Annotated in this window: 8 protein-coding genes; 3 read left to right on the top strand and 5 right to left on the bottom strand. The window is 46.8% G+C overall.

The window, feature by feature from the left end:
* The first annotated feature begins 16 nt into the window (after positions 1–16).
* Complete coding sequence (locus QT987_RS15255) at positions 17–754, top strand: DUF2993 domain-containing protein (RefSeq protein WP_333241439.1); 738 nt, start codon at positions 17–19, stop codon at positions 752–754.
* Positions 755–992: 238 nt separating this feature from the next.
* Positions 993–1,577, top strand: coding sequence for a DUF6658 family protein (locus tag QT987_RS15250; protein ID WP_333241437.1), 585 nt, complete (start codon positions 993–995; stop codon positions 1,575–1,577).
* 379 nt (positions 1,578–1,956) lie between these two features.
* On the opposite strand, the gene psb35 is transcribed toward QT987_RS15250, so the two are convergent.
* Positions 1,957–2,151 (bottom strand): photosystem II assembly protein Psb35, encoded by a 195-nt coding sequence (gene psb35, locus QT987_RS15245; RefSeq protein ID WP_333157259.1) that lies wholly within the window; start codon positions 2,149–2,151, stop codon positions 1,957–1,959.
* A 137-nt stretch (positions 2,152–2,288) separates the two neighbouring features.
* On the opposite strand from psb35, the gene QT987_RS15240 reads away from it, so the two are divergent.
* Positions 2,289–5,198, top strand: coding sequence for a glycerol-3-phosphate acyltransferase (locus QT987_RS15240; RefSeq protein WP_333241434.1), 2,910 nt, complete (start codon positions 2,289–2,291; stop codon positions 5,196–5,198).
* A 130-nt stretch (positions 5,199–5,328) separates the two neighbouring features.
* On the opposite strand, the gene QT987_RS15235 is transcribed toward QT987_RS15240, so the two are convergent.
* The 4 genes from QT987_RS15235 to QT987_RS15220 form a co-directional block, all read right to left on the bottom strand.
* On the bottom strand, positions 5,329–7,059 hold the full coding sequence (locus tag QT987_RS15235; protein WP_333241431.1) for a chemotaxis protein CheB: 1,731 nt from the start codon (positions 7,057–7,059) through the stop codon (positions 5,329–5,331).
* Positions 7,060–7,379: 320 nt separating this feature from the next.
* On the bottom strand, positions 7,380–8,600 hold the full coding sequence (locus QT987_RS15230) for an ABC transporter permease (protein ID WP_333241486.1): 1,221 nt from the start codon (positions 8,598–8,600) through the stop codon (positions 7,380–7,382).
* 129 nt (positions 8,601–8,729) lie between these two features.
* Positions 8,730–9,947 (bottom strand): ABC transporter permease, encoded by a 1,218-nt coding sequence (locus QT987_RS15225; protein WP_333241428.1) that lies wholly within the window; start codon positions 9,945–9,947, stop codon positions 8,730–8,732.
* A 386-nt stretch (positions 9,948–10,333) separates the two neighbouring features.
* Complete coding sequence (locus QT987_RS15220) at positions 10,334–12,220, bottom strand: efflux RND transporter periplasmic adaptor subunit (RefSeq protein WP_333241426.1); 1,887 nt, start codon at positions 12,218–12,220, stop codon at positions 10,334–10,336.
* Positions 12,221–12,518 lie beyond the last annotated feature (298 nt).

Here is a 12,518-nt window from a genome sequence, read left to right as displayed (position 1 = left end):
ATTAGGAATTCTGAGCGTGCTTCAACAAAATAGAAGTTTAGGGGAACAGGCGATCGACAAAGTGGCCGAGATTGCTATTGCTAGCAAATTAGACGAATCCGAAACTTTGTCTGTCACAGTTAACACCGATCCGGGCCAGCTAGCCCAGGGAGAAGTAGAGGCCGTTGCGGTTGAGGGCAAAGGATTGGTAATGCAACAAGATTTGCGCGTGGAAGAATTGCAAATTCACGTCAAGGATATTGCTGTCAATCCCCTCACCGCTATGTTTGGTAAAATTGAACTGAATGGGCCTGCCTTCGGTGGGGCGCGCGCAGTTTTAACAGAAAGCGATATCAACCGCGCTTTTAATTCCGAATACATCAGCAGGAAACTGAAAAACTTAAAAGTTACTGTTGAGGGACAACTGCTGACAATAGACGTTAAAACTATTGAGTGCCAATTGCTAGACGGAAAAATCGCTTTAAATGCTGAGGTATTGGTGCGAGAAACTGCCTCCACGGAAAAAATTTATTTTACATCAAAACCTCAGATCGCAGCGGGCGGTTGGGCAATTTCTCTTCAGGATGTCGAGTATCCCGAAAACAAGGAATTTTCGCCGGAGTTAACTGAAGCTTTGGCTGACAAAGCTGGTGAAGTTTTAAACTTGCGAAATTTTGAACTTGAGGGAATGTCCCTGCGAATTCAGCAGCTAAATGTGGAAGCTGGTGTGCTGACTTTGCAAGCTGAAGCGAAAGTCGAAAAATTCCCTAATTAAGTAAGAGCTTTTAGGGTGTGTCAGAAACAAAAAAGCTCTTCAATTCCAGCAACTATTGGAACTGGCGCACCCTACCATTATGCTTTGCTTGGGAAAAATCTCCGCCGTTAATGAAATCCCTCTAAAGTTATAAAAAAGTCGGTAGCAACCCGCACCAAAATATCACCGCCGTTAGAGGCAGGCATGGGGAGTTGACTTTTACTCTTGACAAGTAGTAGTAAAAATTTGGAAAAGTTTTGTGAACACTGTAACTGCTTTTTTTAAAAGACTGCGTATCGGTCAATTTTTGAGTCAATTTTTGACTGTATTTATGGCAGGTGTGCTGCTGTTTATCAGCACCGCTTGCAATTCGGGCGATGTTCGAGGTGCTCGGCCTGACAATCCTCCCGTTCAAGCTGGAGGAATGAATAACCCTCACAAGGGTGGCGGTGATGGATACACGAATTATAAAACCTCCACCGATCCTAAAGTCAATCAATCGCCTGCTCAAGCAGAAAAAAATCGGGCTGATTTGTCGATTATAGGCGATCGTCTCCTGGCTGCGACTACCGCTGAATCTAATTCCTCAAAGCTGCTTTATCCCGGTTCTGCACCGATGGAAACGGACAAGTTCGACCTCGAACTCGGCGGAGATAAAACTCTGTTAGAAGCGCCAGACGGACAGCCGGCTAAGGCTCAACCCGTATTCGATCGCAGCGATCCCGATGCCAATATTTTAGAGAGAGTAGGCGCCGCCTTTAAGGATGCTTCTGGTTTCCTCCAAGATAGCGCTGAAGATGCCAAGGAAAGCTCGGTGACGAAACTCAATCCGCTGCAAAAATAAGCAATTAAAACTGGCGCGGTATAGCCAATTTGTAGGGGCTTTTTCTGAATAGTCCCTACACAATATTCACAAGACTTACCCAGAACTTCTATATCAGTCTTACGCGCAGCATCTGTAGGTGCACTGGGCGCACCTTACGCTATATGTATCGTCTAAAACTACTTTTTAGCCTTATGCCTGTATATGTAAAGTGCTTAGGGACGCACCTGATTGTAGATTTTAGATGGGGATTTTAAATTTCTAGGACTTGTGCAAAAAATGGGAAAATGAACCATTGAAATTGCAGCGCTCCGGCTGGCACTGACAAACTCGCACTGACCGAGTTTTTTCATTAATTAATGCACAAGTCCTGCTTTTATTGCTCTAAAGAAACTTTGTTTTATTTACCTTTGGAGTCAGAAACATCAGCAATCAAATCGTCTTTATCAACTTTCGGTACAAAATCAGGACGTTCTTTGGATTCCCAACCGGGTGGGCGCTTGGAGTTGTACCAGGCGATCGAGCCGATCGTAACTGCGGCAATAAAGCCAGCGACAAGAACTGCTATTGGGGTCGTCAAGCTGACATCTGTCATGATAGTTAAATCCTTATCTACTCTACTTTTACATTATCTTAAGTGTTAATGCCGTTTGGTTGATATATCGGAAGACAGAAAAATTGACATAATTGCCGTCATAATGTTTAGAGGTTGAAAATAGGAGAGCTGATTTTATGCCGTTGGGGACAATAGCATTGCTGTTTGCTGCTAGTTTCAGCCTGGGTGCTTTACCGCTAACGGGATGGGCGGTACGAGTCTTTACCCGCCGAGATTTGAGGGCGCTGGGCACGGGGAATGTGGGGGTGTCGGCTGCTTTCATTCACGGGGGGAAATTAGCGGGAATTGCGGCGGTGTTGGCGGAAATTGCCAGGGGTATTCTGCCGGTGTTGGCGGGGCGATTTTGCTTCCCGGATGCACCGGCGATCGCGATCGCCCTGTTAATTCCTCTAGTGGCGGGCAGATATGCGATCGCCCGAGGTGGAGGTGTGACCAACGCTGTTTGGGGTCTTTTGGTATTTTCGCCGCCGGTGGCTGTATCATCGGGCATTTGGGGGCTGCTGGTGTGGGGTTTGGCACAGCGGTGGTGGGGTGAGGGCGATCGGGCGAGACTATTTGCTTCCCGTTGCGGATGTCTGTGTACTCCTATCTGGGTTTGGGTGTGGCGACAATCAATGCCCGAATTTTTAGCAGCAGCAGGATTAGCTTTGTTGTTAGCAGCAATTAATTTCAGTCAAGGTGACGATATGGCTTTATCTAAATCAGAACAATTGTTTTCTCTTGATGACTCGTTAGATGCTGCAATCTGCGGCGATAAAGCTGCTAAATTGTCTCAACTCAAACGCGCAGGTTTTAATGTACCCTCTGGTTGGATATTATCACAAGAAGCGGGCATCGGGCATCGGGCATCGGGCATCGGGCATCGAGGAAATAGTGAGGAATTGTCAATTCCTAATTCTTTAATCGAAAATCTAAAATCCAAAATCCAAAATCGAATGATTGTGCGTTCTTCTGCTGCGGGAGAAGATGGCGATACGAGTTCTGCCGCCGGACAATATCAAACTATTGGCCCTGTTTTCACTGAAGCAGAATTGCTCGACGGCATTAATCGCTGCCGCCAGTCTTATTGGACTTCCGAAGCCGTTGCTTACCGCCGACAGCGACAATTGCCCGACACCCAAATAGCTGTATTAATTCAGCCTTATATTGACAGCCAGTTTGCGGGAGTCATGTTCAGTCGCAATCCTTTAGATGGCGGTTCCCAGGTAATTATAGAAGCATTACCGGGAGGAGCAGAATCTGTCGTTGGCGGCCAATGTACTCCGGTTCATTTAGAAATTGATTTTAGTAAACCTGAATCCTTAGAAAAAAAATTAACTGAAATCCAAGAAAATTCAATTATTTCTCCACCGATTTTAGCAGAATTGGTGAAACAAGCGCAAGCAATTGAAGCATTTTTTCACGGAATTCCGCAGGATATTGAGTGGAGTTGGGACGGGGAAAAAGTGTGGATTTTGCAAAGTCGCCCAATTACTAATTTGCAGCCTTTTTGGACGCGCACTATTGCAGCAGAAGTGATTCCCGGTGCAATTCGCCCGCTAACTTGGTCGATTAATCGGCCGCTGACTTGCGGGGTTTGGGGGGAGATTTTCAAGGTGGTTTTGGGCGATCGCGCCCGTGGCTTAAACTTTAATGAAACGGCAACTTTGCTCGGTTCTCACGCCTATTTTAATGCGACTTTGTTGGGCGAAATCTTTCGGATGATGGGATTGCCAGAGCAGGGTTTGGAATTTTTGCTGAGAGGGCAAAAAATGGGCAAGCCGCCTTTGGGGAAGATTTTGCCTTCTTTGCCTGGTTTGTGGCGTTTGGTGCAGCGGGAGAGGGCGCTGAATGCAGAATTTAAGGGCGATCATACTTCTATTTTCCTCCCGGCACTGCAAAGTCTGGAGAAGGAAGAAGGAAGTTCGGCAACGGATTTAACGGAATTGTTGGAGAGAGCGGAGCAAATTCAGGAGTGGCTGAAACCGATTACTTACTACAATATATTAGGGCCGATCGGGCTGGCTATTCGCAAGGCAATTTTTCGCGTTAATGATGATTGGCTGGCTAATGACACCGCTCCTGAAATTGCTTCTGTGCGAGCTTTGCAGCAGTTGGCTCAGAAATTGCGGCAAGCTGCTGTTTCGCAGTCTGACGAAACTGTTTCAGTCGCACATTTAGCACAGACATTTGCGGCAAGTCCGGCTTTACAAGGAGACTTTGAAAAGTGGCTTGATATTTACGGATATTTGAGCGAGGTGGGAACGGATATCGCTGTTCCTACTTGGCGAGAACAACCGGAAGTTTACCAAAAACTGCTAATAAATATGGCTCAAAAAGCCGAAACTAATTTAGTCGAAAAGCGGAAATTAGGATTGACTTTTGGGCAGAAGTGGCGACTAGATAAATGTCAGGAAAGAGCGATCGTCAAAAACGAAATTAGCGAAATTTACGCGCGGTTGTTGGCTCATTTACGGTGGACTTTTTTGGAGATTGAAGCTTGCGGGTTGGGAATGCAGGTGTTTCAGGAAAACGGGGATATTTTTTATCTGGAATTTGGGGAAATTCAGCAGTGGATTCGCAGCGGCGCGAGTGTTTCTTTTCAGGATACAATTAGGGAAAGGCGCGATCGCCTGGTAGCCGATCGCGATCGCCCGATTCCCCCTGTTGTATACGGCAATTTGCTGCCAAATTCTCACAGAAGGGCGATCGACTCCGCAACATCGGAAACTAATATCATCCAGGGAATTCCAGCAAGTATTGGTAGTGTCGAAGGCTTTGTCAAGATTTGCCGCACTGCGAGCACGGATTTAGGAGAAAATGCGATCGCAGTAGTTCCTTACACCGATGCAGGTTGGGCACCGCTGCTATTAGGAGCAACAGCAATTATCGCCGAAGTTGGCGGCCAACTATCTCACGGAGCAATAATCGCTCGCGAGTACAAAATTCCCGCAGTTATGAATATTGCTGAGGCTACAACTCGCTTCCGAGACGGTCAAAAAGTGCGAGTAGATGGGTATCTCGGCACTGTAGAACTGCTGGAATAATTAGGAACAGGCAAGATGCCTGTTCCACAAAGAGTTGATTTCTTGTGGAACAGGCATCTTGCCTGTTCCTAAAAAGATTATTGAAAATGGTGCAACATCTCAGCAATCTCGTAAACCCGTCCCAACTTTCCTAGGCTGTTAAGAAATTCTGGAGAACATAATTCCCCAGATTTCTACCCGCACTCAAACCATTTACGTTAGCACTCATGAAATGAATCCCTCCGTAAATTCGACTTATACCCGATTCGTCGGCCGCTTCGCTGAAGTTTTGATAGGTTCGCAAAGTGTTGACAGATGGATCGCCTCGATCGGCAAAGCCGTAATCTGAACCAAATACAGCACTCATAACAGGATCAGCGGCACCACTAAAGGTACTGTGGCCCGAGGTATACTCAGGGAACGGCGGAGTAGTTAGCAGAGGCGTCCACAGGGGGTCGGCTGTCGTGTTGGGGTTGTTGTCTGTGTCAGCTTGGCGGATAGCTGTCAGCGGCCGCCATAAATTGTACTGGTACTTGGCATCCCAGCAACTAATAGCTGCATCGGCGAGAGCAATATTCAGCAGGGCGAATAAGCGGGCGCTATCTTCTAAGGATTGACCAGTGAGAGTCGCTGTTTCTTCGGCGATTTGATTCCAGTGGCCCGGAGGCGTAAACGTCCCAGCGCCGTTGGCCCAGAATTTTGCGATCACAGTTTGGTCTGGGGTGCGCGTAAGACTGTCACTTTTGCCGATTTCTTGGACGTAGTTAACTTCCTCTGCGTACTGCGCGCTGTCAAGGGCGGGCGGGGCAGCCGGGCGGAACTGAGAACCGCTAGTCATCGCAAAGGGAGTAACTTCTCCCCACTGTGGTGCCAGCGGGGCGGCAAGGGCGGGGGGAGTCGGCACCCAACTGCCAAGGTTGCTTGAGGGGTTGTACTCCACTACTTTGGCGATGCCGTCTGTATTCCGCGAACTGATAATTTGGTCAGCAACTTGCTGTCCGAGGGCAATCCCGTCTTCTTTAGCTTTGCCGTCGGTAATTTTAGCTAAAGACGATGCGTATACTTCGTTGAATGTGGCTGCTTGCGCTGGGTAGACGCTGACTAAGACGCCGTGGGCTGCTGCGGCTGTGGCAGCTTCTGCTGATGTGCCTGCTGGTGCATCTATGTTGACCCGGTAAGGGCTGTATTTTTTGCTGATCGAGTTAACAGCATCGTGAATGGCTGCGTGAACCATTGCCATGTTGCGGGAGGCGAGGGGAGGCGCGGTACTGTCTGTCCGCACTGCATTCAGCATGACTCCGTTCCACTCAATGACAGGGTTTCCCGATAGCTGATTGGTGAATTGGTCGCGGTTGATTGTGTTGCTGTTGACTCCCGGCAATACTACTACATACTCGCCCGTGAGTTTGTCTTGAATTATGGTGCTGTTGCTGTTAGCGCCGGTGCCTTGCTGGATGTTTAAATCTTCAAAGCCCAGGCCGTCTAGCAATCGAATTTTGTCATTCCCGTTGCCGAAGTCGGCGATGTAGTCGGCTGTGACTACAGTTGGGCCACCGCTGCCTTTAGCAATGGCAAATATATCATCGCCTGTGCCACCACTCATGGTATCGCTGCCTGCGCCACCGTAGATGAGATCGTTGCCGGAATCGCCACTAATTAGGTCGCTGCCTTTGCCCCCCCAGAGGATGTCGTCGTCTGCACCACCAAAAATCGTATCGTTACCTTGGTCGCCACAGATTTTGTCTTTGCCGACATCGCCTTCGAGATAGTCGTCTCCGCTGTTGGCATAAATTATGTCGTTGCCATCCAAGGCGTTAAATCTGTCTGGTTGGATGGTTCCTTCAAGATAGTCAAAGTTAGGACTGGGGGTCAGGGATGCCATGTTTATTTATTGGATATTTTGATTAAAGCGCAAAGGTTCGTACCATCTGTAGATGCTTAGGTGTGTTTACCCCTTATTTAATAATATTAAACTTTCTGGTTGAGACGTAAACGTCACAACCAAGCTTTATTTAAAATTTAACGGGCTTTTTATGAAGTTTTGCGCTTTGAATATCCGTAAATATACAGACATTAAAACTGACTCAGATACTGCAAGGTTGCTAATTTTTCACAAAAAAAACAGTTTTTTTATATTTAGAGCAAGATACTTTTTACCAGCATAAAAGGCGCGGATTGTGTAACTGAGTAAGTAAATATTTATTAAGCACTCCTCAAAGCTGCGATCGGGTCTAGTTTGGCGGCTTGGCGGGCGGGGACAACGCCGAAGAAGAGGCCTACTGCACCGGATACACTGACAGCCAGGGCGATCGCCACGGGTGATATTCCAGCTTGCAAAGGCGTGAAATTACCTACAAGCAAGATACCGCCGACACCTACGCAAGTACCGACTATCCCTCCGGCAGCGGATAAAATTACAGCTTCGACAATAAATTGAAATAAGATGTCTTGTTGGGATGCGCCGATCGCCTTTCTGAGCCCAATTTCCTGAGTGCGTTCGCTAACGGACACAAGCATAATGTTCATAATCCCAATTCCGCCGACTAATAGGGAAATGCTGGCAACAGCAGTTAACATCAGAGTCAAAGCGCCGGAAATGGCCCCCATTCTTGCCATTAAATCTTTCTGATTTCTGACAGTAAAATCATCTTCGGTAGTAATTTTGTGCCGCAATCTCAGCAGGTTTTCCACCTGAAATTGCGCCGCGTCCATTTGCGATTCATCTTTAATCGAAATAAATATCGATGTGACAGCCAAACCGTAGGGAGATGTGCGCCCGACTATGCGATTGGCCATTGTGGTGATCGGCACAGCGGCGGAATTATCAAAATTCGTACCAAAAGATGTGCCTTTGGGCGCCAATACTCCAATTACTTTGACGCTGACATTTTTGATCCGCACTTGTTCGCCCAAGGGATTTGTATTGCCAAAAAGTTTCTCGGCCAATTCTGAACCGAGCACTACAACTTGGTTACTTTGCTTAACATCAAGTTCGGTCAAAAACCGCCCTTTTGCCATTTCAAAGCTTCTAACTTCTAGAAACTCTGGAATTGTGCCAAAAATTAGAGACGAAACATTTTTGTTGCTGTAGCGAACTATTTCGGAACTGTTAAGTTCTGCTGACACGCCTTGAACGGATGGGACTTGAGTTGCGATCGCCTTTGCATCTGGCAGTACGAGAGTTTGAGGCGCACTTGAGATGGTACTTCGCCTCGCGTTGGGAACTCCAGGCCTCACGATTAATACATTTGTACCCAGGGATTGAACTTGTCCTGCTACAAATTTTTGAGCTCCTTCTCCAATTCCAATCATCGCAATTACTGAGGCATTGCCGACAATCATCCCGATCATTGTTAAACTGCTGCGAGTTTTGTTGGCTAGTAGCGTTTGACCGGCCATTTTGACGCTTTCAATAAAATTCATAATTTGGGAATTGGGAATTGGAAATTTAGAATTGGGCATCGGGCATCGCGCATCGGGCATCGGGCATCGGGCATTGGTAATTGAAACCAACAAATAACCAATGACTACTGACTACTGACTACTGACTTCTTAAGCACTTCTCAATGCCACAATCGGGTCGAGTTTAGCAGCTTGTTTTGCAGGTACGATGCCGAAAAATAAGCCGATACTGCCGGAAACACCGACTGCAAGTGCGATCGCCATTGGGGAAACACTAGCTTGCAGGGGAGTAAAAGCAGCTACTAAAAGCACACCGCCGATACCGAATCCAGTGCCGATCGCCCCGCCTGCTGCTGACAAAATCACAGACTCTATCATAAACTGAATCAGGATATCCTGCTGAGAAGCTCCGATCGCCTTTCTCAATCCAATTTCCTTCGTGCGTTCGGTAACAGAAACCAGCATGATATTCATAATCCCGATGCCGCCTACAAACAGCGAAATTGCCGCCACAAAAGCCAACATCAACGTCAAAGCACCAGTAATACTGCCCAAAGTATTCATTAAATCTTTCTGGTTGCGAACAGTAAAATCATCCTCTTTAGTAATTTTATGACGCAATCTGAGCAAATTTTCTATTTGAAATTGGGCAGCTTGCATCATACTTTCATCTTTAATGGAAACCGAAATAAATGTTACTTTTGTACCGTAGGGAGACGAGCGACCTACGATTCTATTTGCCATTGTTGTTAGTGGCAAATAAACATTCATATCTTGATTGTCGCCAAAACTTGAGCCTTTAGACTGCATGACACCAATCACTTGAAAACTCGAATTTTTGATGCGGATGTATTGACCAATTGGCTGTGTATTACCAAACAATTGTTCGGCTGCTTCTGAACCTAAAGCAACCACATTTTCTTGTCTTTCTAAATCTAATTTGTTTAAAAAACGACCTTGGGCAACATCAAAGCTTCTGACGGTCAGAAATTCGGGAGTAGTTCCGACAATGGAAGATGAGACATTTTTGTTGCGGTAGGTAACGAGTTGACTATCATTGAGAGTTGGTGCGACTTCTTCGACAGAAGCAACTTGAGATGCGATCGCCTCTGCATCTTCCACTACTAAAGTCTGGGGCGGAATCACCGGGCGGCTTTGTGCTTCAGGACTTCCGGGAATAATAAATAGCAAGTTTGAACCCAGAGAGTTAACCTGTCCTTCGATAAATGTTTGAGCTCCTTCGCCGATACCGATCATCGAAATGACAGAAGCATTGCCGATGATAATTCCTAACATCGTCAAGGTGCTGCGAAGCTTGTTTGCCATCAAAGTTGTGACAGCCATTTTGACGCTTTCAACAATATCCATAATTCGATTTTAGATTTTAGATTTTAGATTTTCGATTGGGGATTATTCGATTTTAGATTTTAGATTTTAGATTTTAGATTTGGGATTGGATTATTCGATTTTAGATTTTAGATTTGGGATTTGGGATTTGGGATTGGGATTATTGGTGTCAACTTAATATTTAAACCCATAATAAACTCGCTTGTAGCCGAGTCTCGATCCCCCTAAATCCCCCTTAATAAGGGGAGTAGGGGTTGACTTTGAATACTCTTGTCCCCCCTTGTTAAGAGGGACTTTGACTGCTCTTGTCCCCCCCTTCTTAAGGGGGGTTAGGGGGGATCTCCGGGGAAAGAAAACACCCTAGAGCGATCGAGATAAATAATACCCCATGCCCTATGCCCCATGCCCTATTTCTGATTCTTGATAATATCCTCCAGCTTTTTACCTTGAGGAAGTTCGGTAAAAACGCGATCGCCCGCTTTTGCACCCTCCAAAATCTGAATCTTGTTGCCAATAGTCGATCCAACCGTAACAGGCTTAAACTGCGGCTGTTGTTTCTCATCAGGAACCAGCACACCAGTTTGACCTTTATTAGTCACAATTGCCACCGTCGGCACAACTAAAGCATTGCTCAGCTTTTGACCAACAAATCTCAAATCTACATTCATCCCCGATTGCAAGAAATCCTTGCCCGTATCAATGGCAACTCGCACTTGAAATAGCGTCACATCCCGTTCCTTAACAGCTTCCGGCGCAATTAATTTAACGCGACCTTTAAACACTTTATCTGGATAAGCATCAGCCACTATTTCAACTTCTTGACCCGATTTAATTTGACTGATATCAGCCTCCGGGACTTTCGCCAAAACCTCCACATCTCTAGCTAGAGCGACAATCGATGTCGAAGTTGCCGAAGTAGCTTCCGATGCCGAAGTGGCCGGAGTTACAAAAGCTCCTTGAATGGCGTATCTTTGGGTAATAATTCCAGCAAAAGGAGCGCGAACTTTCGTATCTTCTAACTGCACTTCTTGAAAGCGGACTTGAGCTTGAGCTTCCTCTAATTCAGCTTGAGCTTGAGCTATTTCTTCCGGGCGAGAACCGTTTTCTTGTGCCGCCAATTGGCTTTTGGCTTCAGCAACTGCTGCTTCGGCTTTGGCGATTTCTTCTGGACGGTTGCCGTTTTCTAGCTGCGCTAATTTGCTTCTAGCTTCGGCAACTTCTGCTTCAGCTCTGGCAATTTCTTCCGATCGCGTGCCGTTTTGCAATTGGTTCAATGCTTGCTGCTCGACTTGCACAGCAGCTTGCAGTTGCTTAATTTGCGACTCCCGACTTTCTTGTAGTTGTTGCAGGCGTCTTTGAGATTCTATTAATTTAGCTTGGGCAGTGCGATTTTCTTTAATTAATTCATCCAGTTTATCTTTAGCCAGAGCACCTTCTTCAACTAAAGGTCGGTTGCGTTCCACCCGTTGAGCTGTTAGTTCGGCTTGGGCTTTACTCGAGTCAATTTGCGTTTGTGCTTGGGCAATTTCTTGTTTGACACTACCAGTTTGAGCGTCTGCTAAACGAGCTTGAGCTTGGGCTAAACGAGCTCGCCCTTGGCTGACTTCTTCAACACGGCTGCCGGCTCGCAGTCGTTGCAAGCCAGCTTGAGTTTGCTGCAAGCGGGCTCTGGCTCCTGCCACTTCTTCAACGCGGCTGCCGGCTTGGGCTTGCGCGAGACTGGCTTCGGCTTGATCTAAGCGCGCTCGGGCGCTGGCGATGTCTTCCGATCGATTCCCGGCTTCAATTTTGGCGAGTCTAGCTCGCACGCTAGCTTCGCGGGCTTTAGCTTGAGCGAGTTGAGCTTCTACATCGCGGCTTTCCATGCGGGCCACGATTTGTCCTGCTTCGACTTTATCGCCCTGTTCGACAAATAATTCTGCGATCCGGCCGGAGCCTTTAGGGCTGAGATTCACGCGCTGTACGGGCTGCACGGTGCCGCTCGACGTGATCCGCACCGTGAGGTTTTGCGCCTCCACCGGCACTGTCATAGTGGCGATCGCATCTACTTTCGGCTGCGATCGACTTTTTGCTATATATATTGTGGTCGGTACAGCTAGCAACCCGGCTGCAACCAACCCAATCGCCCACCGCTGCGGTTTGCGCGCGGGTTTCTTCGGAGACTGCTTTTGGGCGGTTTTTTTATCTGCAATTTTGGTCTCTGCGGCCTTGGTGTCTACAGTCTGATTGGTGTCTACAGTCTGAGTATCTTCCACCTTGACCTGAGCAGTTTCCTTTTTAGGGCTAACGATCATACCGACTCACCTAATTTAATCTCAGGATTACCTTAAAGGTAAAATTTTTGCTGATGCTTGGCATCGTCTTTCAGACTCATCCGATCGGGTGATTTATAAAAAGTTCCCCAACCAGCACCTGTAAACAATTATAGCTAATCTTTGCAAGTTATTAAAAAATGTTAAGTTTTTTCAGCCAAAAGAGGTGGATCTAAACAAAATCGCTCCTGGCTGCTGGCAAAAGAAAATATATTTTAATAAATAATATCATTTTTGGGAGATCGGGGCGCGCGCCTGAGCAGCAACAAAGGCGGATCTG

The sequence above is a fragment of the Microcoleus sp. SVA1B4 genome (genome assembly GCF_036700545.1).
Taxonomy (GTDB): domain Bacteria; phylum Cyanobacteriota; class Cyanobacteriia; order Cyanobacteriales; family Microcoleaceae; genus Microcoleus.
Note: the sequence above shows the minus strand (reverse complement) of the source record. Positions and strands in the feature narration are given on the sequence as shown.